At 46.1% G+C, this 26,547-nt stretch carries 31 protein-coding genes; all 31 read left to right on the top strand.

What is annotated here, in order from left to right:
- Nucleotides 1-62 precede the first annotated feature (62 nt).
- The 31 genes from flgB to ACRRQV_RS11685 all read left to right on the top strand — a co-directional run bounded on the left by flgB (nt 63) and on the right by ACRRQV_RS11685 (nt 26,539).
- Entirely contained in the window at nt 63-464 is a 402-nt protein-coding gene (gene flgB, locus ACRRQV_RS11535; RefSeq protein ID WP_432530932.1) for a flagellar basal body rod protein FlgB, read from the top strand.
- A gap of 2 nt (nt 465-466) precedes the next feature.
- A complete protein-coding gene (gene flgC, locus ACRRQV_RS11540) occupies nt 467-922 on the top strand; it encodes a flagellar basal body rod protein FlgC (protein WP_432530934.1) in 456 nt (151 codons plus the stop codon).
- A gap of 358 nt (nt 923-1,280) precedes the next feature.
- Nucleotides 1,281-1,577: a flagellar hook-basal body complex protein FliE gene (gene fliE / locus ACRRQV_RS11545; protein ID WP_432530936.1), complete on the top strand. Its 297-nt coding sequence runs from the start codon at nt 1,281-1,283 to the stop codon at nt 1,575-1,577.
- A 29-nt stretch (nt 1,578-1,606) separates the two neighbouring features.
- Nucleotides 1,607-3,244 (top strand): flagellar basal-body MS-ring/collar protein FliF, encoded by a 1,638-nt coding sequence (fliF, locus tag ACRRQV_RS11550; protein WP_432530938.1) that lies wholly within the window; start codon nt 1,607-1,609, stop codon nt 3,242-3,244.
- An 11-nt stretch (nt 3,245-3,255) separates the two neighbouring features.
- Nucleotides 3,256-4,272, top strand: coding sequence for a flagellar motor switch protein FliG (fliG, locus tag ACRRQV_RS11555; protein WP_432530940.1), 1,017 nt, complete (start codon nt 3,256-3,258; stop codon nt 4,270-4,272).
- A complete protein-coding gene (locus ACRRQV_RS11560) occupies nt 4,265-5,062 on the top strand; it encodes a FliH/SctL family protein (RefSeq protein WP_432530942.1) in 798 nt (265 codons plus the stop codon). Before fliG ends, ACRRQV_RS11560 begins: the two co-directional genes overlap by 8 nt.
- Entirely contained in the window at nt 5,043-6,365 is a 1,323-nt protein-coding gene (gene fliI / locus ACRRQV_RS11565) for a flagellar protein export ATPase FliI (RefSeq protein WP_432530944.1), read from the top strand. Before ACRRQV_RS11560 ends, fliI begins: the two co-directional genes overlap by 20 nt.
- Nucleotides 6,362-6,829, top strand: a complete 468-nt coding sequence (gene fliJ, locus ACRRQV_RS11570) for a flagellar export protein FliJ (RefSeq protein ID WP_432530946.1) — start codon at nt 6,362-6,364, stop codon at nt 6,827-6,829. The genes fliI and fliJ overlap by 4 nt, the downstream gene beginning before the upstream one ends.
- Before the next feature lie 4 nt (nt 6,830-6,833).
- Nucleotides 6,834-8,354: a flagellar hook-length control protein FliK gene (locus tag ACRRQV_RS11575; protein WP_432530948.1), complete on the top strand. Its 1,521-nt coding sequence runs from the start codon at nt 6,834-6,836 to the stop codon at nt 8,352-8,354.
- 17 nt (nt 8,355-8,371) lie between these two features.
- On the top strand, nt 8,372-8,836 hold the full coding sequence (gene flgD / locus ACRRQV_RS11580; RefSeq protein WP_432530950.1) for a flagellar hook assembly protein FlgD: 465 nt from the start codon (nt 8,372-8,374) through the stop codon (nt 8,834-8,836).
- Nucleotides 8,837-8,878: 42 nt separating this feature from the next.
- On the top strand, nt 8,879-9,637 hold the full coding sequence (gene flgF, locus ACRRQV_RS11585) for a flagellar basal-body rod protein FlgF (protein ID WP_432530952.1): 759 nt from the start codon (nt 8,879-8,881) through the stop codon (nt 9,635-9,637).
- Nucleotides 9,638-9,930: 293 nt separating this feature from the next.
- Nucleotides 9,931-10,146, top strand: coding sequence for a flagellar FlbD family protein (locus tag ACRRQV_RS11590; RefSeq protein WP_432530954.1), 216 nt, complete (start codon nt 9,931-9,933; stop codon nt 10,144-10,146).
- A gap of 13 nt (nt 10,147-10,159) precedes the next feature.
- Nucleotides 10,160-11,149 carry a flagellar motor switch protein FliM gene (gene fliM / locus ACRRQV_RS11595; protein WP_432530956.1) on the top strand — a complete coding sequence of 330 codons (990 nt, stop codon included), beginning with the start codon at nt 10,160-10,162 and terminating at the stop codon, nt 11,147-11,149.
- Entirely contained in the window at nt 11,139-12,200 is a 1,062-nt protein-coding gene (gene fliY / locus ACRRQV_RS11600) for a flagellar motor switch phosphatase FliY (protein ID WP_432530959.1), read from the top strand. Before fliM ends, fliY begins: the two co-directional genes overlap by 11 nt.
- Before the next feature lie 418 nt (nt 12,201-12,618).
- Nucleotides 12,619-13,263 carry a flagellar biosynthetic protein FliO gene (locus ACRRQV_RS11605; protein ID WP_432530961.1) on the top strand — a complete coding sequence of 215 codons (645 nt, stop codon included), beginning with the start codon at nt 12,619-12,621 and terminating at the stop codon, nt 13,261-13,263.
- Nucleotides 13,260-13,949: a flagellar type III secretion system pore protein FliP gene (gene fliP / locus ACRRQV_RS11610; protein WP_432530963.1), complete on the top strand. Its 690-nt coding sequence runs from the start codon at nt 13,260-13,262 to the stop codon at nt 13,947-13,949. Before ACRRQV_RS11605 ends, fliP begins: the two co-directional genes overlap by 4 nt.
- Nucleotides 13,950-13,967: 18 nt before the next feature.
- Nucleotides 13,968-14,237, top strand: a complete 270-nt coding sequence (fliQ, locus tag ACRRQV_RS11615; protein WP_432530965.1) for a flagellar biosynthesis protein FliQ — start codon at nt 13,968-13,970, stop codon at nt 14,235-14,237.
- Between the two features lie 7 nt (nt 14,238-14,244).
- The gene (gene fliR, locus ACRRQV_RS11620; RefSeq protein WP_432530967.1) at nt 14,245-15,027 is read left to right on the top strand and encodes a flagellar biosynthetic protein FliR; all 783 of its coding nucleotides are present in this window, start codon (nt 14,245-14,247) and stop codon (nt 15,025-15,027) included.
- On the top strand, nt 15,028-16,122 hold the full coding sequence (gene flhB / locus ACRRQV_RS11625) for a flagellar biosynthesis protein FlhB (protein WP_432530969.1): 1,095 nt from the start codon (nt 15,028-15,030) through the stop codon (nt 16,120-16,122).
- 22 nt (nt 16,123-16,144) lie between these two features.
- Nucleotides 16,145-18,202, top strand: a complete 2,058-nt coding sequence (gene flhA / locus ACRRQV_RS11630) for a flagellar biosynthesis protein FlhA (protein ID WP_432530971.1) — start codon at nt 16,145-16,147, stop codon at nt 18,200-18,202.
- Nucleotides 18,199-19,353 carry a flagellar biosynthesis protein FlhF gene (gene flhF, locus ACRRQV_RS11635; RefSeq protein WP_432530973.1) on the top strand — a complete coding sequence of 385 codons (1,155 nt, stop codon included), beginning with the start codon at nt 18,199-18,201 and terminating at the stop codon, nt 19,351-19,353. Before flhA ends, flhF begins: the two co-directional genes overlap by 4 nt.
- Entirely contained in the window at nt 19,346-20,203 is an 858-nt protein-coding gene (locus ACRRQV_RS11640) for a MinD/ParA family protein (protein ID WP_432530975.1), read from the top strand. The genes flhF and ACRRQV_RS11640 overlap by 8 nt, the downstream gene beginning before the upstream one ends.
- A 301-nt stretch (nt 20,204-20,504) precedes the next feature.
- Complete coding sequence (locus tag ACRRQV_RS11645; RefSeq protein WP_432531319.1) at nt 20,505-21,281, top strand: FliA/WhiG family RNA polymerase sigma factor; 777 nt, start codon at nt 20,505-20,507, stop codon at nt 21,279-21,281.
- A 36-nt stretch (nt 21,282-21,317) separates the two neighbouring features.
- Nucleotides 21,318-21,806 carry a DUF6115 domain-containing protein gene (locus tag ACRRQV_RS11650; RefSeq protein ID WP_432530977.1) on the top strand — a complete coding sequence of 163 codons (489 nt, stop codon included), beginning with the start codon at nt 21,318-21,320 and terminating at the stop codon, nt 21,804-21,806.
- 6 nt (nt 21,807-21,812) lie between these two features.
- Entirely contained in the window at nt 21,813-22,259 is a 447-nt protein-coding gene (locus ACRRQV_RS11655) for a YaaR family protein (protein WP_432530979.1), read from the top strand.
- 29 nt (nt 22,260-22,288) lie between these two features.
- Complete coding sequence (locus ACRRQV_RS11660) at nt 22,289-22,642, top strand: PilZ domain-containing protein (RefSeq protein WP_432530981.1); 354 nt, start codon at nt 22,289-22,291, stop codon at nt 22,640-22,642.
- Between the two features lie 260 nt (nt 22,643-22,902).
- Nucleotides 22,903-23,352 (top strand): YdeI/OmpD-associated family protein, encoded by a 450-nt coding sequence (locus ACRRQV_RS11665; RefSeq protein WP_432530983.1) that lies wholly within the window; start codon nt 22,903-22,905, stop codon nt 23,350-23,352.
- 76 nt (nt 23,353-23,428) lie between these two features.
- Nucleotides 23,429-24,046: a hypothetical protein gene (locus tag ACRRQV_RS11670; protein WP_432530985.1), complete on the top strand. Its 618-nt coding sequence runs from the start codon at nt 23,429-23,431 to the stop codon at nt 24,044-24,046.
- A 60-nt stretch (nt 24,047-24,106) separates the two neighbouring features.
- Nucleotides 24,107-25,111: an aldo/keto reductase gene (locus tag ACRRQV_RS11675; RefSeq protein WP_432530987.1), complete on the top strand. Its 1,005-nt coding sequence runs from the start codon at nt 24,107-24,109 to the stop codon at nt 25,109-25,111.
- 92 nt (nt 25,112-25,203) lie between these two features.
- Nucleotides 25,204-25,992 carry a hypothetical protein gene (locus tag ACRRQV_RS11680; protein WP_432530989.1) on the top strand — a complete coding sequence of 263 codons (789 nt, stop codon included), beginning with the start codon at nt 25,204-25,206 and terminating at the stop codon, nt 25,990-25,992.
- Nucleotides 25,982-26,539 carry a histidine phosphatase family protein gene (locus ACRRQV_RS11685; RefSeq protein ID WP_432530991.1) on the top strand — a complete coding sequence of 186 codons (558 nt, stop codon included), beginning with the start codon at nt 25,982-25,984 and terminating at the stop codon, nt 26,537-26,539. The genes ACRRQV_RS11680 and ACRRQV_RS11685 overlap by 11 nt, the downstream gene beginning before the upstream one ends.
- Nucleotides 26,540-26,547 lie beyond the last annotated feature (8 nt).

Genomic DNA, 26,547 nt, shown 5'->3' on the forward strand with positions numbered 1-26,547 from the left:
GTAAATCCACCTTTTTTAAGGTGGATTTTTATTTGAAAATATATAGGCAAAGGGGCAGAAGGATGAAACTTTTTTCGCAATCTTTTCAGTCATTGGAACAAGGATTATCAGCGGCCACATTAAAACAGCGTGTCCACTCTTCTAATATTGCAAACGTCGACACGGCAAATTACAAAAGCAAGCATGTCGATTTTCAATCTACGTTAAATGGAGTTTTGAAAGACTCTGCCATTTCCAGCTATAAGACAGATCCAAGACACCTTTCGTTTGGAAATGGTTCTTCATCATCGAATCCTGCTATCAAGGTGAACGAATCCTCGCAATACAACGCGAACGGCAACAACGTCGACATGGACTTAGAGATGTCCGAGTTGGCGAAAAACCAATTATGGTATAACGCAATGACCGACCGCATGAATGGCAAGTTCAATAGTTTGCGTACAGTCATTAGTGGAGGGCGGTAAACATGAGTTTATTTAATGGATTGAATATCAGTGCTTCAGGATTAACGGCAAACCGTTTGCGGATGGACGTTGTTTCTTCTAATATCGCGAACGCCAATACCAACCGTGCAAAACTGGTTGATGGCGAATGGCTGCCGTATCGCCGAAAAACGGTTGAGCTGACACAGAACGGAGTTTCTCCATTCGAACAAAAACTGCAATCGACGATCAATAAAGGCAATGGCGAAGTATCGGGAGTCAACGTTTCCCGCATCAAAGAAGACCAAGCGCCATTTGTGCAAACATACGATCCATCTCACCCGGATGCCAACGAAGAAGGCTACGTCTTATCTTCCAATGTGGATCCTGTAAAAGAAATGGTCGACTTGATGTCGGCTACTCGTTCATATGAAGCGAACGTCACAGCGATGAACGCTTCAAAAAGCATGTTTATGAAAGCATTAGAAATCGGCAAATAAGTTAGAACAGTGTAATTCTTAATAAGCCGCTTCGGTCGCTTTGGGCATAGCTCCCGCAAGAAGCCAGGAAAATCGCCTGTCTTCTTGCTTCGTCGGCCTACGCCTGCGCCCTTGGACGCGCCGAAGCTAAGAAATTTCTTAATTTCATATGAAACTACAAGTAAAAGTCTTATTTTATAGCAAGTCGACTAAAAGATATGGAGCAAAACAGCGGAGACTCCCGCGGGAGCAGCGTAGCGATGAAGTGCCCGACACTCGGGCGCTTAGCCCGAGTTAGTTCGGCGCAAGCCCGCAGGAAAGCGGAGCTGTTTTGCGGAATATCACTGCCACCACATTCTAAAACGTAAGGGAGTGCACCATGGATAAAATTAGCATGCTTCAAACCCCAATGATTCAAAGTCCGGCCGCATCAAAACCGAATTCCGAAAACAAGACGGAAGGTTTTGGAGAAATTTTCAAAAAAGCGCTGCAAGATGTAAATGCAGCACAAAACGAATCCGATAAACTGACCGGCCAATTGGTAACCGGCCAAGTGGAAGATGTCCACGAAGTGATGATTGCTGCGCAAAAAGCGAGCCTTTCACTCGAAATGACCGTGCAAGTGCGCAATAAAGTAGTCGAAGCTTACCAAGAAGTGATGAGAATGCAATTATGATCCTTGATAAGATGAGGGATGAAGCGTAAATGAAAGAGAAGATAGCAGGATTTAAAGAGAAAGTTACACAATCATGGGGCGCATTTTCGCCGACAATGAAGTGGACGGTAGCCGGTTCGTTTTTTGCTACCCTCATTTTGCTGTTTGTTTTCGTGTTTTTCAGCAATCAAGAACATTACGGAACACTTTACTCGGGTCTTACAGCTTCAGAAGCGGGCGAAATCAAAACCGCTATTGAAGAACAAGGAATTCCGGTTGAAGTGTCATCGGACAGCACGACGATTAGTGTGCCGGAAGAAGAAATCGCCAATTTAAAAGTGAACTTAGCTGCCGAGGGAATTCCGGAAAGCGGCAATGTCGATTACGGCATTTTTAGCGAGAACATGGGGCTTGGCATGACCGACCGCCACTTTGATGTGGTTGAGCGGGACGCCATGCAAAACGAGCTCGCTTCGTTGATTAAACAAATCGACGGCGTTTCGGAAGCGAACGTTATGATTACCTTGCCAAAAGAAAATGTTTGGATTACCGATGAAGAGCAAGTAGCGACCGCATCGGTAGTTATTCAAGGCGATCCGACTTTCCAGTTGGATCCGAAACAAATCAACGGCCTTTACCACTTGATCAGCAAAAGTGTTCCGGATCTGCCGGCTGACCAAATTGTGATCATGGACCAAAACGGCCAAGTGTTTGAAGCAGAAGAAGAAAACAAAATGGACACAAGCTTGTCTGTTTACCAGCAGCAAAGTGAAATCAAAAAAGACATTGAACAAGACATTCAGCGCCAATTGCAGCAAATGCTCGGTTTGACGCTTGGGCAAGACAAAGTGGTCGTATCGGTTATGACCAGCATGGACTTTACACAAGAAAAACGGGAAGAAAACCTCGTTGAAGCGGTCAATAAAGAAACAAACGAAGGCATCGACATCAGTGTTGAGCGAATCGTTGAAACGTATTCGAGCGAAGGCGCAACCGTTGATGACACAACCGGAACGGGTGAGACGGAAATTGCCAATTACCCGGCAGCCGGTGAAGGCGGCAACACCGAATCCGAAAAAACCGAAGAGCGGATCAACCGCGAAGTCAACCGGATCAACCGCCAAATCGAAACAAGCCCGTACGTGATTGACGATATTACGATCAATGTCGGCGTAGAACCCCCGAATCCACAAAACCCGGCAAGTTTAACGCAAGAAAACATTGACGACATCAGCAATCTATTGAAAAACACCGTTAGCACTTCGCTTAGCATGAGCGGAAAACCCGTGACGGATGAAGAATTAGACACCCGGATTTCGGTATTTGCCACTGAATTCCAAGGAAAACCGGCTGCGGTTGCCACTGCAGAACCAAAACCGGCATCGTGGATCGACACGCTTACCGGCAATTTATTGTTTATGATCATTGCAGGAGTGGCAGTAGCGTTGCTTGCAGTTGTGCTCGTTCTTGTTTTGCGCAAGAAAAAGTCAAAAGAAGAAGCACTCGAAGACTTTAATTTTGATATGTTCACTCAACCAATGAGCATAAAAGAAGATGGAATAGAAGAAATTAATTTTGATGATTTAAGTTCAGTTACCAATCCGAAACGGAAAACGATTGAGAAACTGGCGAAAGAGCGGCCGGACGACTTTGCGAAGTTGTTGCGGACATGGATGGCTGAAGAGTAGGAGAATGGCACATGGTTAATCAAATCACAAAAAAGCTGACAGGTATTCAAAAAGTAGCTGTGTTGCTCGTCGGGTTAGGGCCTGATGTATCTGTTGAGATCTTTAAACAGTTGACGGAACAGGAAATCGACCAATTGACGCTGGAAATTTCGAATGTTCGCCAATTGAAAAACAGCCAAACAGAAGAAGTGTTGAGTGAATTCTACGGAATGATTCTTGGACAGGACTTCATGAGCGAGGGCGGATTGGATTACGCGCGGGAAATTCTTGAAAAAGCATTGGGGAAAGATAAGGCATTGGACACCATCGGCCGTTTAACGAGCCGATTGCAAGTAAAACCGTTCAATTTTGCGAGAAGAGCCGATCCGAACCAATTGTTGAGCATTTTACAGCACGAACATTCCCAAACAATTGCGCTTGTTCTTTCTTATTTGGATTCCAAGCAATCTTCGCAAATTTTGTCCCAACTGCCTGCTGAAAAACAAGCGGAAGTGGCACGGCGAATTGCGTTGATGGAAAGCACATCGCCTGAAGTGATTCACCAAGTGGAACAAATACTCGAGCGCAAGCTGACCGCAACCGGTTCTCAAGACTATGCCGCAACGGGAGGGTTGGAAGCCATTGTCAAAGTGCTGAGCAAAGTTGACCGCGGCACCGAAAAAACCATCCTCACCGAGCTGGAAAAAAATTCACCGGAATTGGTCGAAGAAATCAAGAAACGGATGTTTGTCTTCGAAGACATCGTCTTGTTGGATACGCGTTCGGTTCAGCGGATTATCCGCGAAGTAAACGACGCCGATTTGACGTATGCACTGAAAGTGGCGAACGAAGAAGTGAAAGATGGCATTTACCGCAATATGTCTGCACGTAGAGCCGAATCGATCAAAGAAGAAATCGAATTGATGGGCCCTGTGAAACTGAAAGATGTGGAAAATGCTCAAACGAATATTGTGGCATTGGTTCGCAGCCTGGAAGAGAAGGGTGAAATCATCATTTCCCGCGGTGAAGGGGATGAAATGATTGTCTAACATCATTCGCTCTCAAATCACCGTGCCGCACGACACAAAAATTATCCAGCCAAAAAAAATAGAAACCAAAAAATCCGTTTTCGCAGACCGGAAGTTAACTGCCGGCGAGCAAAAACAGTTCATGTTGCAAGAATTTGAATCACTGGAAACTCAGTATGTCCAATTGCAGGAAAAAATAAAACGCGAGCAAGAAGAAGCGCAAACTGCCATTGAACAATGGTGGCGAGAAAAACAGGAAGAAGCGGCGCGAGAAGCCCAGCGGCTTGCTGAAGAAGCATCTGCCCAAGGATTTCAAGCGGGTTTCGACCAAGGCGTGCTCGAAGCAGAAAACGAATTTCGGGAAAAACGGCAAGACATGCAGCAACTACTGGAAACCGCCTATGCTGAAAAAGACAAAATCATTCAGCAAGCGGAACCGTTTTTATTGGAACTCAGCGTGAAAGTGGCCGAAAAAGTGATTAAAACAGAATTAAAGCAGCACGGTGAACAGCTAATCACCGTCGTTAAACAGGCATTGATGCAAGTTGAAGAGTCCGAAGACGTGCTCATGCAAGTGTCTTCGGAAGACTACCCGGTCATTCTACCCTTTTTGGAAGAACTTAAAACCTATGTTCGGGCAGATTCTGCATTAAAAATTATTCCCGTTGCCAATTTAAAAAACGGGGACTGCATGATCCATACCGCTAGCGGCTCATACGATGCGACGGTCGACGGCGAATTAACGGAAATTAAAAAGCAATTGCTCATGTATTTTGAGGAGAAGACAAACGATGACCTTTCGGAAAGATGAGTATTTGGCGTTACTAGATGAAATCGAGCCGGTAAAAAAACACGGCAAAGTGGTTCAAGTGATCGGTTTGACGATCGAATCCCGCGGTCCCTACGCCAAAATGGGCGAGCTGTGTTTGCTTTATCCGAACCAACATGACCGGCCGATTGAAGCGGAAGTCGTCGGTTTTAAAGAAAACAAAGTATTGTTGATGCCGCTGCGGGACATCTCGGCAATCGGGCCGGGCTGTTTGGTGGTGGCGACTGGATCACCCCTGCAAATCAAAGTAGGGCAATCCATTTTAGGAAAAGTATTAGACGGCATGGGCAAACCGCTCGATGAAAGCACGCTTCCAAAAGGCTTGACCAATTATTCAACGAACAACATGCCGCCGAATCCGCTGAGCAGGCCGCGGATCGACAAGCCGCTTGAAGTGGGCGTCCGCGCTATTGACGGGTTGTTGACGGTCGGCCAAGGCCAGCGCATCGGCGTTTTCGCCGGAAGCGGCGTCGGTAAAAGTACGTTGATGGGCATGATTGCCCGCAATACGGAAGCTGACATCAACGTTATTGCGCTAGTCGGTGAGCGGGGCCGCGAAGTCCGTGATTTTATTGAACGCGATTTAGGCCCTGAAGGCTTGAAAAAATCCGTGGTTGTGGCGGCGACGTCTGATCAGACACCGCTTCAGCGCATAAAAGGTGCTTTAACGGCTACGGCGATTGCGGAATACTTCCGCGATCAAGGAAAAAACGTCATGTTGATGATGGATTCGGTGACGCGGTTTGCAATGGCGCAGCGCGAAGTTGGGCTGGCAGTTGGCGAACCGCCGACAAGCAAAGGCTATACGCCGAGCGTGTTTGCATTGTTGCCGAAGCTTTTGGAACGGTCCGGCACATCGAGCAAAGGATCGATTACCGCGTTTTACACAGTCTTGGTGGACGGCGACGACATGAACGAGCCGATTGCCGATGCGGTCCGCGGAATTTTGGACGGGCACATTGTGCTCGACCGGAAAATTGCCCAAAAAGGCCAGTTTCCAGCGATCAACGTCATGGCCAGTGTCAGCCGGGTCATGCACGAAGTGGTTTCAAAAGAACATAACCAAGCGGCGGTCGAGTTTAAACGACTGCTTGCATCTTATAACGCATCAGAAGATTTGATTAATATCGGGGCGTATAAAAGCGGGGCAAACAAAGAAATTGATGACGCCATCCGTTCTTATCCACTCATTCGCGAATACTTGCAGCAAGACATTTACGAAAAAGCAAAACTGGAAGAAAGCGCAGGCCGCTTAACAACGCAATTTGGAGGAGTGCAAACGTGACACATTTTAACTTTCGGTTTCAAAAGATTTTGGATTTAAAAGAAAATGAAAAAGGCTTTGCACAAATCCAAATGGCGGATGCGATCAAGCAAGAAGAAGTCGGCTATCAGAAAAAACAAGCGATTTACAACAAGCTGGAAGATGCCGAGCAGTTAAAAAAAGAAAAACAGCAAGGCGGCGTCAACATTTCAGAATTGCGGATGCTGATGGATTACATCCAACAGCTGCAAGACCAATTGATGTTTTCAAACCGTGAGCTGGAGCATTTGCAAAAGAACGTTGTAAAAACGCAAACGCATTTGCAGGACAAAGCAAAAGAAGAAAAAACATGGATCAATTTGAAAGAACAAAAATTGATTTTGTTTGAAGAACAAGCGAAAGCGGAAGAACAAATCTTTTTTGATGAAATCGCCAGCACCCGGTTTTTCCGGAATTCACAAGCCAGCTTAGCGGAAAGAGGGTGAACCGATGAACACCATATCGTTATCTTTCCAAACACCGATCAAGCAAACAGGCAAGGCTTCGGAAACCAAAACCGCGTCTGCAGCGACAAGTGAAACTGTCGACTTTGCTTCATTGTTGAATGCAGTGTCAAGCGGAACTGCTGAAACGCAAACGACTACGGAAGACCAGAAACAAGAGCTTCTCGGAAAACTGGAGCAAATGCTTGAAGGGCTAGAAAAATTGCCGCAAGACAATTTGACGCCGGAACAGCAGGAGATGCTGCAGGCATTGATGCAATTGCTGACTCCACAAGCACCAGCAGAAAGTTTGGCGCAAGGAACGAGCGCAGTTGAAGGTGTTAGTGAGTCTCCGGCAAACGCCGTTGCCAGCCAACCGATATTGAATGGAAAAGCTGTCATTAATCCTGTGCCGACAGAAACAGTTGCATCATTAACAACAGAAACACCAACAACAGAGCTGGCAGCATCCACTCCCGCTGCAGCAGCCGTCATAGAAGAACCGGCAGCGAAACCGCTTGCGCTTAGCCAGCCGGCTATCGAAAAATTGGCAAGCGATCCAACAGCCCAAGAAAAGCTGATAGGCTTGCTTGAAGAAGCGATTCAGGAACTGAAAAAGATAACAGAACCAGCACCTCCAGAAAACAAGGACGCTCCGAAAGTTCCGGGCAATCCGAAAAACTTAGACGAGGCATTCGGCAAAGTGACCGCATTTGTCCAACAGCTTGAAACAGAGCAACAAGAAACCGAAGCTAAAGCATCCGTCAAGCAAGTCCAGCAATTGGAACAAGTGCTGAAGCAAGTGACCGGCTTAGTGCAAGAACCGGCAAATTTGGTTCAGCCAACTGAGATAAAGCCGGCAGAGATTCAACCGGCACCACTTCTGGCTGCTGACTTAGCGAAACAAGCACCAAGTACAAGTGAACCGCCGGTTTCAGCACCGCAAGAACCGGCGCAGCCAATGGAAGCAGCAGAGCCAACGCAAAGTGTTCCAGCTCCGTCAGCTGACACGGCGAAAGCGAGCCAAGCCGCTGCCCGTCCGGAAGCACCTGCTCCGCCAGCGGCAGTCCGCATGTCCAATCTCGTAGAAGAGCTGGGCGAAGTGATGCGCGGCAATTTCCGCTTGAACGGAGAAGGCGATACGAAACAGATCAAAGTCAGCATTTTCCCTGAACACCTTGGCCATTTGGATATCCGGTTAACGTCAACCGATGGAAAAATGATTGCCCAAATTTTCACTAGCAGTTTAGCGGCAAAAGAAGCGCTGGACATGCAGGCGAACATCTTGAGAAACTCGCTGCTTCAACAAGGCATCGCCGTTGAAAAAATCGAAATCACCCAGCAGAGCACGGGCCAATCGTTTGGCCAGCAAAGCGCCAATCCCGACCAGCGTTTTTCACAGCAGCAAAAGCAAGGACAAAATGTGCGCTCGCGCAACGGCTACCAGCGAATGGAAGAAGAAACAGCCGCAATCGTCCGGCAGCAGCCGAATGGCGGCTCGGTGATGAAGGTGGATTACACCATCTAAGAAAGAAGGGCCAAGCCATGAATGTAAACAATGCGATTTCCGTCAATACCCAATCGGCATCTGCAACAAAAACGACTGAAGCCGGAAACGGTCTTGGCAAAGATGCTTTCTTAAAAATCCTAGTCACGCAGATGAAAAACCAAAACCCGATGGAACCATTAAAAGATACGGAATTTATTGGGCAGATGGCGCAGTTCAGCAGCTTAGAGCAGTTGACCAACTTAAACACTACGATGACTCAATTTATGTCGGGGCAAGGAAACAAAACCTTGGCCGATCATGCTGATTTAATTGGCAATAAAGTCTATTGGGAACAAGAAGTAAACGGCCAGCTCGTATCAGGAGAAGGCACAGTCAAAGCGTTGTCGCAGAAAAACGGCGAATTTCAAGTAGAACTTGAAAATGGCGTGAAAGTGGCGCTTAACGACATCAACCGTATCGAAAAGCAAACCGAACCAACTATTCAACAAGAAACAGTCTAATCCTTCGCGGGGCAAGGACAGTTCTTGAAAGGGGAAAATTACATGTTACGTTCATTATATTCAGGTGTGTCAGGTATGAAAGGCTTCCAAACAAAACTAGACGTCATCGGCAACAACATCGCCAACGTCAACACAGTCGGCTACAAAAAAAGCACAATCAATTTCCAAGATTTATTGAGCCAGAACTTGTCCGGTAAAAGCACGAACCCGATGCAAGTTGGGCTTGGATCAACGACTGGAGCAATCAACGTTGTGCATACAGCTGGTTCATCGATGAATACAGGGGTAGGCACGGATGTTTCGATCCAAGGAGACGGATTCTTCGTGGTAGAAAACGGTGGGCAACAATTTTTGACGCGTGCTGGGAACTTTGGAGTAGATGAAGGTGGAAACTTAGTGACTTCGCAAGGTTATAACGTATTGGGGCAAAATGGACAACCAATCAATGTAGCGGGTGCTGATTCCTTTTCTATCAACGCTGCCGGTGAAGTAATCAGTCTGGATGCCAGCGGGGCAGAAATAGCAGGCAGCAGACAAACGATGGCTGTTGTTTCACCAACAAACCCTTCAGGACTTAGCAAAGTAGGCGGTTCTATGTACGGGATGCCAGCTAATACTGCACTAGGTACGGCTACATCAAATAACACACAACTCGCTTCTGGCATGCTTGAAATGTCGAACGTTGATTTAACGGAAGAGTTCACGGAAATGATTATTGCACAACGCGGATTCCAAGCAAACTCACGGACCATTACCACTTCAGATGAAATCCTGCAAGAAGTCGTGAACTTGAAACGATAATTATGCCTAGGTGAGAGGGGAAATTCCTCCTCTCGCCAATTTTTTCGCTCAATTAAAGTCCGATTTCTCCATTTATGCGTTATATGTAATGGAGGCTGCTGCAATTCCGAAAAGTTTGGTAGAAACCATGGGACTGCAGCCACGCGAAATGCACATTTCATATCTGCTATGCTGAAGATATTAATTGTGAATTTTAATAGGTAATAAATTTCTGCGGAAAGTTGTTAACTCGAAACGATAATATAAGGGGGGCAGGATGAGAGAGAAGGCGTCTTCTCTCTCTCCGCTTTTACATGATTCAATTGACGAAATTAAACCGAACTCCTTTTTCGATAAACGCGATTTACATTGAACGGCTGGAAGCCACACCGGACACAGTGGTCACACTCGTTTCGGGCAAGAAAATCCATGTGCTGGAATCGGTTGAGGAAGTTACGGATAAAGTAACGGCCTTTTACCAGAAGGTCAATTTGTTAACGAGCTTGAAGGAGCCGAATTTGGAAGAATGAAGGGAGGGCAACCATGGTCAATTATTTATCTGATGAAAACATCGAAGTGCTGCTGTCTTCGATAAGAACAGAAGAAGCCAAGCAAGACAAAGAAAACGTGGGAAGAAAAGTCCAAACCTATGATTTCAAAAAAGCGCTGCGCTTTTCGCAAGATCAAATCCGGACATTGACAAGAATCCATGAGAACTTTGCACGGTTGTTCACTTCTTATCTTTCCACGATGCTCCGTACGTATGTGCAGCTTTCCGTTTCTTCGGTTGAACAGTATTCGTACGAGGAATTTATTCAAAACGTAAAAGAAAAATCCATTTTGGGCGTCATTAAAGCACCGCCGCTTCAGGGCAGCATCGTGATGGAGTTTTCACCGGATACAGCGTACGTCATGCTGGACCGGATGCTCGGCGGCCAAGGCGGTACGTCTGTACCAAACATCGATTTGACCGAAATCGAACTGAGCTTGATCGAGCGGGTGTTTATCAACGCACTCAATAGTTTCAAGGATGCTTGGACTTCTGTTGTGAAAATAGAGCCAGAACTAAAAGAAATCGAAGTAAATCCGCAGTTTTTGACGGTTTCAGCGCCAAACGAAACGATTATTCTTGTATCGCTGCAGGCAAAAATCGGCGACATCGAGGGCACGATCAATATTTGCTTGCCTCACCTTGCGCTAGAAGAAATTTTGCCGAAGCTTTCAGCGCGCCACTGGCTAGCAAGCCAAAAAAAAGCGCGTGAAGATCATGAAATTGAAGCGTTAGAGAAAAAACTGCAAACGACCAAATTGGAAATTAAAGCGCTGCTTGGAAAATCCACAATTGAAATCGGTGATTTTTTGAACTTGAAAAGCGGCGATATTATTCGTTTGAACGAAGCGTATGATGATCCAGTGATTGTCTTAGTGGATGACCAACAGAAATTTTTTGCTCAACCCGGTGTTTCAAAAGGCCGGACGGCAATTCAAGTGACCAACGTTTACGGAGAAGAGAGTGAATCGGATGACCATTGATAAATTATCTCCGGATGAAATTAAAGGATTGTTAGGGCAAATGAAATCGGAGGGAACGACAATGTCAAAAAGTTCACTGTCAAAAGTTGAAAAAGAAGCGGTAACCGAGTTATTGACCGTTTCGCTGGGTGGATCATCAGCCGTGCTTTCCGCTTTGTTTTCTGAACAAGTAACGGTTGCGGCTCCGAAATTATCGGTTAAGCATAAAGATGGCTTGTTCGAAAACATGCAATCGCCATTTTTTGTGGTACTCGGAGAATACACAGGAGATATCAAAGGAATGCAAATTGTCGCTGTCAGCAAAAGCGATGTGGAAATTCTTGTGAAAAAGATTGATGGCGAAAGCCAAGCAGAGGATATGGAAAAACAATTTGGGCTGATCCAAGAAGTGATTGAGCAAATGTTTGGATCGGTATCGCAGTCGATGGCGACGGTATTGGAGCAGGAAGTAACTCATTCATTGTCCGGCATGGACGTGGTGAACCAGCAAGAGGATTTCCCAATCTCGAAATTTACACAAGAAGAGTGGTTTGTAGAGGCGCTTTTCCAAGTGAAAATCAGCAGCCAAAAAACGATCGATTTCCAACTTTGCATCCCTGTCCAATTGGCCAAACAGATTGTGGGAATATTAACCGATTCGACGAACGAGGACGGTCCGGAGGAGACACACGAAATGGAATATCAATCAACGAACCAATCAACGAATAAAGCTTCAAATTCTAATTCTGCGCCAAATATCCAAAGCGTCCAGTTTTCAAGCTTTGATGAAACAACTTCAGTTAGCGCCGAACCGAACAACTTAAACATGCTGCTCGACATTCCGCTTCAAGTAACGGTTGAACTAGGACGCACGAAACGCATGGTAAAAGAAATTTTAAGCCTTTCCCAAGGGTCGATTATTGAACTGGATAAATTAGCAGGAGAACCTGTCGATATCCTGGTCAACAATAAACTGATTGCAGTCGGCGAAGTAGTCGTCATTGATGAAAACTTTGGCGTACGAGTAACCGATATTTTAAGTACAGCAGATCGCATTTCGAAACTGCGATAAGACATTTCTGTAAGTTGAACTAATGAATCGACTCTTTTAAGCCGCTTCGGTCGCTCTGGGGATAGCTCCCGTAAGAAGCCAGGCAAAAACCGCCTGTCTTCTTACTTCGCTTACCCCTTGGACGCGCCGAAGCTAAGATATTTCTAGATTGTAAAAGAGAGCACTTATAGTAACGCTATATTACTGCTAGCTAGAAGATATGGAGCAAAACAGCGGAGACTCCCGCGGGAGCAGCGTAGCGATGAAGTGCCCGACACTCGGGCGTTTAGCCAAGTCTTGACCGAAACTTGCGAGGGCAAGGCTTTGCGACGAAGCGTGTAACGCTGCAGGAGCACACGGTTTTCGTGGAGCTGTTTTGCGAAATATCGGCACAAGACGATAATGAGTTCAACTTATTTCAGTAAGGAGTTTGCGAAGTGTGAGCCAGAAAATTTCATTGTATGCCCTTGCGGCACTTATATTGTTCTCGTTTTTAACGGTTTCCATCCCCCAGCCAGTCCAAGCGGAAGATCCGAACGTGGTCGAGTGGCTGGAAGATGAGAAGCCGGATGCGGAAGTTGAGGAAACAGCCGACCCGGTGGTCACGGAAGACAAAAGCCTCACGGTAATCATCGGCAAGCTGGTGTTGTATACGCTACTCATATTGGGTATGATTTACGGTTTGATCAAATTTTTGGCGCTTCGCCAGAAAAAGTTTCAGCCGAACCAAGCCGTTAAACTGATGGGCGGCACGCCGCTCGGCAACAACAAATCGCTTCAACTTGTAAAAGTTGGCGCGCAAGTATATTTAATCGGCGTCGGCGACCAAGTCACGTTGATTAAAGAAATCTCAGACACAGACGAAATCCAAACGATCGAAAAAGATTTGGATAACCAAACGACAATTTTATCCAACCCGCTTGTCGGCTATGTCAAAGACAAGCTCACCGGCCGGACTGAAACAAAAGTGGACAGCGGATTTAACCAATTATTCAACCAAAGCTTGAACAAGCAAAAAATCAAACAAGATCGAATTGCCGAGGAATTAGGCAAAGCGGACGAAAAAGAAGGTAGTTCATCATGATGCCAGAAATCTTGCTTTCCATCAATATTCCGGGAGTTGATTTTGGCGGTGAATCGCCACAAGATGTATCGACGACTCTGCAATTATTTTTCCTGATGACAATCTTGTCATTAGCGCCGGCCATCTTGATCATGGTCACCAGCTTTACGCGCATCATCATCGTCTTGTCATTTGTGCGGACCGGCCTCGGTACGCAATCGATGCCGCCAAACCAAGTGCTCGTTGGACTTGCCTTATTCTTAACTTTTTTTATCATGTCACCCATTTTTAACGAAATTAACGAAACCGCCTTGCAGCCTTATTTGGCAGGAGAGACTTCTCAAGAAGAAGCGCTCGATACGGCTTCGCTTCCAATCAAAGAATTTATGGCAGAGCACACGCGTGAAAAAGACTTGGCGCTGTTCTTCAAATACGCCGGGTTGGAAAAACCGGAAAGCATTGAAGATATTCCGTTCACATCACTCGTTCCAGCATTCGCCATCAGCGAATTGAAAACCGCTTTCCAAATCGGATTCGTCATTTTTATTCCGTTTTTGGTTATCGACATGGTCGTCGCCAGTACGCTCATGGCTATGGGGATGATGATGCTTCCGCCGGTCATGATTTCATTGCCGTTTAAAATCTTGTTATTCGTCCTTGTTGACGGGTGGTATTTAATAATCGAATCGCTGCTTGTCAGCTTTTAACTGAAGGGAAGAACACGAATGACTCCAGATATGGTAATAAAACTGGCGGAACAATCGATTTATACGATTATCATTGTTTCAGCGCCAATGTTGCTGATTGCTTTGGGAGTCGGCTTGATCGTCAGTATTTTCCAGGCGATGACCCAAATTCAAGAACAAACTTTGGCCTTTATTCCAAAAATATTAGCGGTATTCTTGTCTATTGTATTATTCGGCCCGTGGATGCTGACCATTTTATTGGATTACACTAGAGATTTGTTTGAACAACTGCCGCGATTAATCGGTTAGTGGCGGCATGACAAATTTTATACTTGAGACCTTGCCCTATGTATTGCTGATTTTCGTTCGGTTCACCAGCTTTTTTCTTATAGCGCCGATTTTTTCCATCAAGGGTGTGCCAAATCAATTTAAGATTGGCCTTGGCGTGTTTATTGCTTTTATTGCCTTTACAAGTATATCGGCAGAACAGCCGATTTCTTTAGACTCTTTTTACATCTTTTTAATCATTAAAGAATTGCTGGTTGGAATTATGCTTGGCTTCACCGCGGCGCTCGTGTTGTACACGATTCAAATCGCCGGTGCATTCATCGATTTTCAGATGGGCTTTTCCATCGCCAGTGTCATGGATCCGCAGACAGGGAGCCAAGTTCCGATTATCGGCCATTTCAAATACATGCTGGCGACGCTTTTCTTGCTGACGGTCAACGGCCACCATTTGATGCTCGATGGCGTCATGCACAGCATTCAAGTGTTTCCAGTGGAATCGCTGACGTTTGGAGTGGAAATAGAAGGCATTGCCCAATTTTTTACCCATTTGTTTGTGGAAATCTTTTTGATTGCACTGCAAATTGCGCTGCCTATTGTCGGTGCACTGTTTCTTGTAGATGTGGCGCTTGGCATTCTCGCCAAAACCGTTCCCCAATTAAACATTTTTGCTGTGGGATTCCCGGTGAAAATCATTGTCGGGTTTATCCTGTTATTGGTGTCCATGCCGATTTTCTTTTATATTTTGCAAAGCCTTTTTGAGAAAATTATCACGAGCATGGCCCAGTTGATCAGCTTACTAGGAGGGGCATAGGTGGAAAAACAATATCCACTCGCATTAGACTTACAGTTTTTTTCCGGTGAAAAAACCGAAAAAGCGACTCCGCAGAAAAGGCAAGAGTCGAAAAAGAAAGGCCAAGTAGCGAAAAGCCCTGAAGTGCCGGCTGCGCTTATCCTGCTTGGCGGCGTTATGTTGCTAAGTGTTTCCGGAGGTTGGATGCTGGATCAAATTCTGGCCATTTTCCGCATTAATTTTACCCAATACATCAGCTGGGAATTGACGCCTGCTTCCGTCCGGACGCTTTTAGAACAAATGACGTTTAACGCCATGAAACTGATGGCCCCTTTAATGGGCGCAGCCATCGTCTTAGGCGTTTTAGGGAATTTTGTACAAGTAGGTGCAATGTTTACAACCGAGCCCGTAATGGCCAAGCTTAATCGGTTAGACCCCATTCAAGGCGCGAAAAAGATATTCGCAGTCCGCGCATTGGTGGAACTGTTGAAATCGTTGTTGAAAATTGCCATTATCGGCACTGCGGCCTTTCTCGTGTTGTGGAGGAAGAAAGATGAATTGTTTTTGCTGTCGCACAAAAGCATTGGAGAGTCCTTGGTTTTTATCGGCGGACTGACCATTCAACTAGCAGTCGTCGCCGGCGTTATATTACTCGTTTTAGCCATTTTAGATTATATGTACCAAAAGTTTGAGTTTGAAAAAGGCATTCGCATGTCGAAGCAAGATATCCGGGATGAAGCCAAGAAAGCAGAAGGCGATCCTTTGATCAAATCGAAAATAAAAGAAAAGCAGCGGCAAATGAGCATGAACCGCATGATTCAGGATTTGCCGAATGCCGATGTCCTCATCACCAACCCGACGCATTACGCAATCGCCATCAAGTACGATGCGGAAACGATGGAAGCGCCGATGGTCATTGCCATGGGAAAAGACCACCTGGCTTTAAAAATCAAAGAAAAAGCAAAAGAACTCGATATTGTGATTATGGAAAATAAACCGCTCGCCCGCGCGTTATACGCACAAGTGGAAGTCGGGGATTATGTTCCTGAAGACTTGTTCCTGGCGGTGGCCGAGGTTTTAGCATACATTTACCGCTTAAAAGGCAAGATCAAATGAAAACTGCGCAGGAGGAAATACATTGAAAGTCAAAGATTTTGTTATCTTAGTATCCGTAATCATGATTGTGGTGATGATGGTCATCCCGCTTCCACCGATGTTGTTAGACGTCTTGATCATGATCAACCTCAGTATTTCCTTGACCATTATCCTGGTTGCGATGAATACGAAAGAGGCATTGGAATTCTCTATTTTCCCGACGCTGTTATTGCTCACGACTTTATTCCGCCTCGGGCTGAACGTCTCGACGACGCGCTCGATTTTAACCAACCGCACAGGCGGGGAAGTTGTAGAAACGTTCGGTAATTTCGTAGTCGGCGGAAGCCCGATTATCGGGATTCTCGTTTTCTTGATCTTGGTCATTATTCAATTTTTGGTTATTACAAAAGGGTCGGAGCGCGTTGCGGAAGTAGCGGCGCGGTTCACGCTTGATTCGATGCCCGGAAAACAAATGAGCATCGACGCCGATCTTGGCGCCGGCATGATTTCCGATACGGAAGCGCGCAAACGCCGTGAAAAAGTCGGACAAGAAGCCGACTTCTACGGAGCTATGGACGGTGCCAGCAAGTTTGTCAAAGGAGACGCAATTGCCGGAATCATCATTGTGCTGATTAACATCATCGGCGGCTTAGTCATCGGTATGGTTGTCCATGGCATGCCTTTTGCCGAAGCGGCTCAGCTCTTTACACTGTTATCAATTGGGGATGGCTTGGTCAGCCAGATTCCAGCGCTGTTGATTTCGACAGCTGCTGGAATCGTGGTCACTCGGGCTGCATCAGAAGGAAATCTTGGTTCGGATATTACGAAGCAGCTTTTTGCGCATCCGAAACTGCTTTACATTGTTGCCGGAACATTGACGTTATTCGCGGTCTTTACACCGCTCAGCCCGCTTTTGGTGATGCCGGTTGCAGGGCTTGTGGCATTTGGCGGCTTTAGAATGCAGCAAAACTTAAAAGCGGAAAAAACGGTTGACAAAGAAGCGGTTGCCGAAGGGCAAGAACTCGAAGAAATGAAAAGCCCGGAAAGCGTCATCGATTTGTTGCATGTGGACGCCATTGAGTTTGAGTTCGGCTACGGATTGATTCCGATTGCCGACAAAAACCAAGGCGGCGATTTGCTGGACCGGGTCATCATGATCCGCCGGCAATGCGCGATTGAAATGGGCATCGTGGTGCCGGTAATCCGCATCCGCGACAACATCCAGCTTCGCCCGAATGAATACATCATTAAAATAAAAGGCAATCGCGTCGCTTCCGGTGAAATCATGCTTGACCATTACTTGGCGATGAGCCCGGGAATCGACGACGACAGCATTGAAGGAATTGAAACGATTGAACCGGCATTCGGCATGCCAGCCCTTTGGGTCAATGAAGAAATGAAAGAAGAAGCCGAAATGTCCGGCTACGCCATTGTCGATCCGCCGTCTGTCGTCTCTACGCATTTGACGGAAGTGATCAAGCGCCACGCGCATGAATTGATCGGGCGACAAGAAGTGAAAGCGCTGATTGAAAACATCCGGGAAAGTTCGCCCGCTGTTGTCGAAGAATTGATTCCGAACATGATGGCCATCGGCGAAGTGCAAAAAGTATTGATGAAGCTGTTGAAAGAAAAAGTATCGATCCGCAATTTGCTGATGATTTTAGAAACCTTGGCCGATTATTCGGTGCACACAAAAGATCCGGATGTATTGACGGAGTACGTGCGCCAAGCGTTGTCGCGGCAAATCACGCTGCAATACGCTGTTGCCAATGAACCGCTCCAGGTCATTACAGCGGGCGCGAGCCTTGAGAAGAAATTTGCGGATTCGGTGCATCGTTCTGAACAAGGCAGCTATTTGTCGATCGATCCGGAATCGTCTCAGACGATTTTCCAAAAGATTTCCGAGCAGGCAGCCCAGCTGCAGCAATCCGGCGTCCAGCCAATTTTGCTGACATCTCCGGCAATCCGCATGTACATGCGCCAGTTTATTGAACGGTTTGCGCCTGACCTTCCAGTCCTGTCGTATAACGAATTAGAACCGGAAGTGGAAATCCAAAGTGTTGGAGTAGTGAATATTGGCGGGATGGTGAATACGCAATGAGATTGAAAACTTACGTGGTCCAAAATATGACCGAAGCAATCCCGATGATCAAAAAAGATTTGGGGGCAGATGCGCTCATACTGAATACAAAAAAAATCAAAACCGGCGGCTTCATGGGCTTCTTTAAAAAAGAAAAACTTGAAGTGATCGCGGCAGTCGAAACCCAATCGGCGGAGAAAAAGAAGAAAATGGAACCCGCAAAGCTGGAATTTCCAGCGCCCGTTCAAGAACCAGTTCCGGTAGTTGAACCGGCTCCTCACCCGGTTGTCCAGCAAGTCCAGCAACCGGACAGCGACTTGATCAACGAACTGAAAAACATCAAGCACGTGATGATGCAAGTGATTGGAGAAGACCGGTTGCCAGCAGTGTTGAAGCCGCTGAACCAGCGGTTGGCCCAGCAGGAAATCGCACCGGAAATCCAGTCCGAATTGTTTGCGAAGCTGATGCTTGAATTGGAAAAAAAACCAGCGCTTACCGAATTGGAAGTTAATGCATTCGCCCGCAGCGAAGTGCTCCGCCTCGTCAACGAACACCAAAAAACGCCGGCTGCTAAAAATCCGGAAATCATTTGTTTTATTGGTCCGACGGGGGTTGGGAAAACGACAACAATCGCTAAAATTGCAGCGGACTTGATGCTGCGCGAGGACAAAAAAGTGGGTTTGATCACGTCTGATACATATCGTATTGCGGCAGTGGAGCAGCTGAAAACGTACGCAAGTATTTTGAATATCCCGATCAAAGTGGCGGAATCATCCGCTGATTTGATCCACGCAATGGAAGGGCTTCGCGATTGCGACATCATCTTAATGGATACCGCAGGGCGGAACTACCAGCAAAAGCAGTATATTGACGACTTAGAGCGGATGCTTCCGGATAAAAACAAAATCCAAATCAACTTGGTGCTGAGTTTAACTTCAAAGTACGAGGACATGAGAAAAATCATTGATAATTTTAAAACGATCCAAATGGATGAATTGCTGTTGACGAAAAAAGACGAGACCAGTTCAGCCGGAGCCATTTTAAATTTGATCTATCATTATTCCATCCCAATACGCCGCATTGCCAATGGCCAAAATGTTCCAGACGATATTTTAACCGTAACGCCTGAGTTAATAGCAAACTTCGTATTAGGGGAAGATGACAATGGTTGATCAAGCAAAACAATTACGGGACAAGGTCCTAAAGCAGAAATTTAAAAAAGACCGGAGACAAACCCGGATCCTCGCAGTCACAAGCGGAAAAGGCGGCGTCGGAAAATCCAACTTCGCGTTGAATTTCGCATTGAGTTTGGTAGCGCAAAACAAAAAAGTGCTGATTTTCGACGTGGATTTGGGCTTTGCCAACATCGATGTGCTGCTCGGCCGATCGCCGGAAGAATCCATTGCATCGATGCTTGAGAAAGGCTTGTCGATTTGGGACATCATTGAAGAAGGGCCAAATGGCTTGTTGTTCATTTCGGGCGGCACCGGCTTTAACGATTTGTTCCAAATGGACGAGTCGAAGCTGAATAAATTCTTCGAAGAATTGAGCCAAATCCAAGGATTGGTGGATTACATTATTTTGGATACCGGGGCAGGGCTGTCTTACGAGAATCTGCGGTTCATTTTAGCGGCAGACGATGTGGTTTTGGTCACAACGCCAGAGCCCACGTCGATTACGGATGCCTATTCGGTCGTGAAGATGGTCCACTCACGTGACCAAAATGTCCACATGAAATTGGTGGTCAATCAATGCACGAGCGACAAAGAAGGCGTGCAAACAGCTGAGAACTTTAAAAAAGTTACGGAGCAGTTTTTGTCTAAGCAAATTGGGACGCTGGGCTTTATCCCGAACGACCCGAACGTACCGGCGGCCGTCAAAAAGCAAATTCCCTTTACGCTCGCCTATCCCGGCACCCAAGCCACCCGAGCCATGCAAAAACTCGCAGGCGAATTTCTCGAACTTCCCGTCCCTTACAAACTCGGAATCAAAGGCTTCTTATTGAAGATGCTTTTTAAATAAAAGAAACGTAGATAGCTTGGAGAAATCGCTCCAGGCGGACGCTTTCCGCGGGCACGGCTTCAGCCGCTTCCCTCGCTCCGCTCAGTCCAGGGTCTTCAGCTCGTGCTGGTCCCGCAGGAGTCGCCGCCTTACGCTCTTTCTTTTAAGTATAGTTTGGATATTAAGACATTCTACTCTTACTTTTATTGATATGGAGCAAAACAGCGAAGACGCCAGCGGCAAGCGAAGCTGTTTTACGGAATATCATTGGACGAAACTTTAAATATCGGCATGCTTGATCTTATAACGGGTGGTGAAACTCATATTGAATAGTAAATTGTCGACGCATGAAATAAGTTACTGGGAAGACTGGCAGCAGCAGCGTGATCCCGAGGCAGGTGAATATTTAGTCCAGCAGTATTTGCCGTTGGTCGATTTTTTGATCCAACGTTTTATGATCAGCTTGCCTAAGTCCGTGGATAAAGACGACATACGCAGCTTGGCATACGAGGGTTTGCTGGATGCCCTCGATAAATTTGATATACAACGCGATTTGAAATTTGAAACGTATGCCACGTGGCGCATTAAAGGGGCCATTATCGATGGGCTTCGCCAAAGCGATTGGCTGCCGCGTTCGGTGCGGGACAAAGTGAAGAAAATTGAAAAAGCGTACGCGCTTCTAGAGCAAGAAAACAACGCCTCTGTGACAGACGAAGAAGTCAGCGCTTATCTAGGCATCACAAAAGCAGAGTTGAACAAAACGGTATCCGAAGCGGCATTGTCCGCTATGGTTTCCATTGACGAAACACTTTACGATGACGATGAGCCTTCTGGGAAATACAATATGATTGAAAACGACAAAGTGGTTTCGCCAGAGCGCCACGTAACCGATCAAGTCGTGAAAGCAGCATTGGCTCAGGCAATTGACCGTTTGCCCGAAAAAGAGAAACTCGTTGTATCGCTTTGCTATTACGAAGAACTGAAATTGACGGAAATTGCCGAAGTATTAAGTGTCAGTGTGTCCCGCATTTCGCAATTGCATTCAAAAGCGATGCTGCGTTTGCATGGGGCAACGCTTGCCATACACGAAAACTATTAAGCAAAAAGAAGGCTATAGAAGGTTAAGGTGATCACCATGGAATGGCTGCTAATCTCATTATTTCTTGTGTTGGCGATATTGGTAAACATCCGATCGTTTATTGGGTTGTCCCAGTTAAAAGAACAACGGGAACAAATGATTGAAGACAAAGAAGCGATTCACCAAAGTATGGAAGAATTTGTTGCAAATCTGGAAAAAGAAAACGATGAACTCTATCATAAATTGGTCAATTATATTAAAGTAAAAGAAAGCGGCTTAGAAGAAAAAATCCGCTTGCTGGAAAGCAAACTTGGTACGGAATCCACTGCAGTTTCTTCTGTCAGCGAACTAGTGCCAGTTAAGAAAATGGTTGAAGCACCGATTGAAATTCATGAAATTTCAGCTGAGCAAGGACACGAAAAAATTGCTCAATTGCATAAACAAGGTTTTTCGCCGAAACAAATAGCCAAGGTGCTCCATATGGACCGCGGCGAAGTGGAACTAGCGGTAAACCTGTATGAAAAAAAGAAAAGCTATCAAAGCTAAAATGAGGTGCGCCTTTTGCGGATTGACAGGCAAACAAATTTTCCAAGCGACCGATTGCCAAAAAACGCAGTCGAAAATAAAACAGCCGATTCATTCGCAGCGGTCATTCAAAAATCACAGGCCAAAATGCAAATGAGTGCGTTAAACCAATTGATGTCACGAGTGGATTTTCAAGGGCAGAAGCTGGCCAAGCAACGAACGCTTGAAAACTTGAGAGATTATAAAAAATTGGTCAAGCAGTTTATTGGGGAATCGTTGAATAACGGCATGCAATTGTCCGAAAAACAAAGTTTCCATCCGGGCGGCGGCATGAAAACCCATCAACTGATCGAAGTGATCGACCAAAAGTTGCTGGAGCTCAACGATGAAGTGCTGTTAAATGAAAAAGAAGGTCTTGAGCTGCTCGATTTGATTGGTGAAATCAAAGGCTTGCTCATTAACTTATATATGTAAAAGATAAAAAGACCAATGGGGGACACAAAATGAACGAGAATCGTCGTGAGTTTTTTCGGGTCGGATTCAACCGCTCGATTGACGGAACGGTTGTAATTGCTGGAAGAGAAGCCTTGCCTGTGGATATATACGATGTCAGTGTAAACGGTTTGCGATTTTTTACTTCAATCGACATTCCTTTGCTGGAAAAAGTGGAGTGCCGTTTTGAAATTTTGGATAGCGGTTTTCAGTTGGAAGGCTCCATCATCCGCAAATCCAAAACAAGCGACGACATGGAATACGGCGTGGAGTTTACCGTGGACCAAGGAACTTCATCGCATTTGTTTAAGCAATTAAACTATTACCAAATTCGCCAACGAAAAGGCGATTCAATTGAAGAATAAAAGACAGACTGCTGCTGCGGAAAAATCCGCGGCGGCAGTTTTTTTGTTGGTAGCTGCTTTTAGATAATCCTATAAAGATAGAGGACTTAACGGATTTGTGTGGAATGAATTCTTTACAAGTGAAACTGCCGTCTATTTTAACGTTTTTCATTAATAAGCTTTAAAAATAGGAGAGGTCGGTAAATAAACAAAAGTGCTTAAAAGGTAAAATCCATTTCTTAAAATGTTTCATTATGAACGAAAGAATGGGGGCGCAGGTTATGAGATTTCAAACAACTATTCAGCTTACTGGCAAAAACACTACAGGAATTCTAGTTCCAGATGAAGTTGTAAAAAGTTTGGGGCCAAGCAAAAAGCCAGCCGTGCAAGTGAAAATAGGAAACTATGCGTACCGAAGCACTGTGGCAACTCGAGAAGGGCAGTTCATGATCTCACTGAGTGCGGAAAATCGTAAGGGGGCAGGCATCAAAGCTGGAGATGAAGTGGAGGTCAAACTTGAACTCGACACCGCTCCCCGAGAACTGGCCATGCCGGAAGATTTTGCAGATGCACTCAATCAAGACATAGTGGCTAAAGCATTTTTTGAGAGTCTGTCATACAGCAATAAACAGCGATTTGTATTGCCAATTGAATCTGCAAAGAAAGCTGAAACCCGGCAAAATCGAATTAATAAAACAATGAGTATGTTAAGAGAAGGGAATGTTCAGTGAGTTTAGTCAGCAGTTCTCTTTTTTATACGGATTCCACTTGGGATTTAATGTAAAATGAAGGAGGAGGCCGATCGGTTTGATAACAAAGGGAGCTGGCGAGTTGAAGAATCTGGTTTTATATATGTTAGCCGCATTATTAGTTGGAGTGGTTTTAGCTATTCCTTCAAATGTAGAGGCATGTTCATGTGTGCCGCCTTCAGAAAATGAGGATGAAAGGGCACGCGCCACCGTGGTGTTCAGCGGAAAAGTGGCAAGTGTCAGAGAACAGGAAAGCCCAGACGATTATCCGTCTAAAAGAGTTGTGTTTGATGTCACCCAAATGTTTAAAGGGGCAAAAGAGCCGCAGCTTGTGATTCGAACCGGATGGGGCAGTGGCGATTGCGGTTTTGAATTTGAAGAAGGAAGGGAGTATAAGGTCTATGCCCACGAGGTGCCATTAGACAAAGGGGCGAAACCGGATTTAAATGGGGAAACGACATCTTTGGAAACCACTATATGCGACGAGACGGAAGAACTGACCGCTTTTGGAGATGATAATCAGCCGGTCGAAACCGCTGCTCCCCGCAATGGACAAGCCGTATTAGCCGAGGAGCAAAAGGAAGTGCCGAGTTATTGGTGGATTATTATAGGAGGAGTGGTAGCTGGAGTGGTTTTAATAGCCAGGCAAGGGAAAAAGAAAGCAGCAAAAAGATGAAGCCGGTTTTCTTCATTAAGGATCGACAATCTTTCATTTTAAAGATGGGGGTGGGTATTGATGGAGTACACAAGCATTCCAGGAATTCACAAAAAAGCGTCGCGCTTTGGAGTGGGGACATGGCCGATTGGCGGAGCCATGTGGGGCGGCAACGACGACAACGAAGCGCTGCACATGCTGCAGGCGGCAATGGACCAAGGCGTTACGCTGATTGACACGGCGAGCGATTACGGATTCGGGCATTCAGAAGAACTGGTCGGGAAAGCGTTAAAAGAAAGCGGCAGGCGGGAAGAAATCATTCTTTCGGCAAAATGCGCGCTCGGCTGGAAAGGCGAGGAAGTTTACCGGGACGGCACGAAAAAGCAAATCTTGTCGGAAATTGATGAGACGCTTGGGAGGCTGCAGACGGATTACGTGGACATTTACTTTGTTCATTGGCCAGATCCCGCAGTGCCGATGGAGGAAACGGCAGAAGCGATGAAACAGCTATACGACTCGGGCAAAATTCATGCAATCGGCGTCTCGAATTTTACTGTAGAAGAAATGGAGGCATTCCGGCAAATTGCACCGATCCACGCCATTCAACCGCCGTATAATTTATTTGAGCGGGAAGCAGAAAAAGACATTTTTCCGTACAGCCAAAAACAGGAAGCCACCTTGTTTTTATACAGCACGCTTTGCCGTGGATTGTTGTCTGGGAAAATGACCGCAGACCGGGAATTCAATGAAGGCGATATCCGCAAAGAAGCCGATCCGAAGTTTCAGCCGCCGCTTTTTGGCCAATACGTGGCAGCGGCAGAACGGCTCGCCCGGTTTGCTGAGGAAGCTTACGGGCGCCCGCTCATCGATTTGGCCGTCCGGTATGTGCTGGATCAATCCGAAACGGGAATTGCCCTTCGCGGAGCGAGACGTCCCGATCAGCTCGAGCCTTTGGTGCGGATTGACGGTTGGAAGTTGACGGACGAGGACAAAAAAGAAATTGACCGCATACTGGCTGAGTCGATCGATGAACCGGTTCAACCGGATTTCATGGCCCCGCCGCTTAAAAAAGATGTGTTGGAGTAATCGGGGATTAGACCAGCTGGACTAGACAACGGAAAACATGGCAACGGAATCGAAAATAGTAGGGAAGATTTTATTCAAAAGAAGGTGAGAAAATGAAAGCGCCAGAAAACATTCTTTCTGTATGGAAAAAGTTTGACGATTTTCCGATGGAAACATTTACGAAAGCGTGGCATTTTGAGAAAGCAAAAGGCAAAAAGCAAAGAAGCATTGCGTTGATGAACGAGTACCGGAAACGCTACGGCGTATCAGGGAATTGCTTTGACTTGGCAATTTGGCTTCTCGATGAATTCAAGAAAGCGGGAATCCGCGCGTATCCGATTGGCAATGAGTTGAATACGGAAGATGCGCATGCTGCGGTTATTGCAGTAGGCGACAACGGCTGCCGATATTTATGCGACTTGGGTGATTTGTGGCTGCAGCCGATCTTGATCGACAGCGAACAAGAGGAATTTACAAGCGAAAAGCTGCCGGGCTTTTTTCCGGCTGCTGAAGTTCAGTTGTTGCCGAAAGACACAGATATTGAAATCATCTACCACAGGCCGGGCGGCAAACAATCCAATCAGTTTTATGAAACTCGAGAAGTGGGCATGGAGTTTTTCATGGAAGCTGCTGAGTTTTCACAAAACCACGTGTACCCGAAACCGCTTTTTGAAAAAAGGGTTCCGCATAAAGATGGAATGGCCCACTGGGAATTTGATGACTGGAAAAGTTTTCTCAGTACAAACGATGGGCTTTTTCCGGAAAAAGTGCTGGACACCACCACTGAATGGGCAGAACGAATTCATCAGTGGACCGGTGTGGACCGGCAGTTTTTATTCGAAGCGTTAGAGATTTACGGACAGAAAACTGTTCGGGAGAAGAGGGAATTGCTTGAAGATTAATTTGTATTTTGTGCGGCACGCCCATTCGGTTTACTCGACGGACGAGCTGGGCCGCCCTTTGTCGGAAAAGGGCTTGCTGGATGCCTGCAGAGTAACTGCGCTGTTGAAGCAGGAACGGATCGACCGGGTGCTTTCCAGCCCGTACCAACGCGCCGTCCAAACCGTGGCCGGAGTTGCAGAGGAAATTGGTTCGGAAATTGAACTAGTGGAGGAATTCAAGGAGCGCACCTTGAGCGAAGGGCCGCTCGGCGATTTTGCATCTGCCATCCGAAAAGTGTGGGAAGACGAGCATTTTTTTTGGGAAGGCGGCGAATCGAACGTGCAAGCCCAAAAACGGGGTGTAGCCAAGACCTTGGAAGTGCTGCAAACTTACCAAGGTCAAAATATCGTAATTGGAACGCATGGAAACATCATGGTGCTGATCATGAATCATTTTGACCCGTCTTTTGATTTTCAGTTTTGGAAAGAGCTTGCCATGCCAGCTATCTATCAATTGTCATTCAATGGAACGAACTTGGAAAATGTGAAGCGGATCGGCAATTTTTAGGAGGGATG

This window comes from Planococcus sp. YIM B11945, from assembly GCF_050864155.1.
Classification (GTDB): domain Bacteria; phylum Bacillota; class Bacilli; order Bacillales_A; family Planococcaceae; genus Planococcus.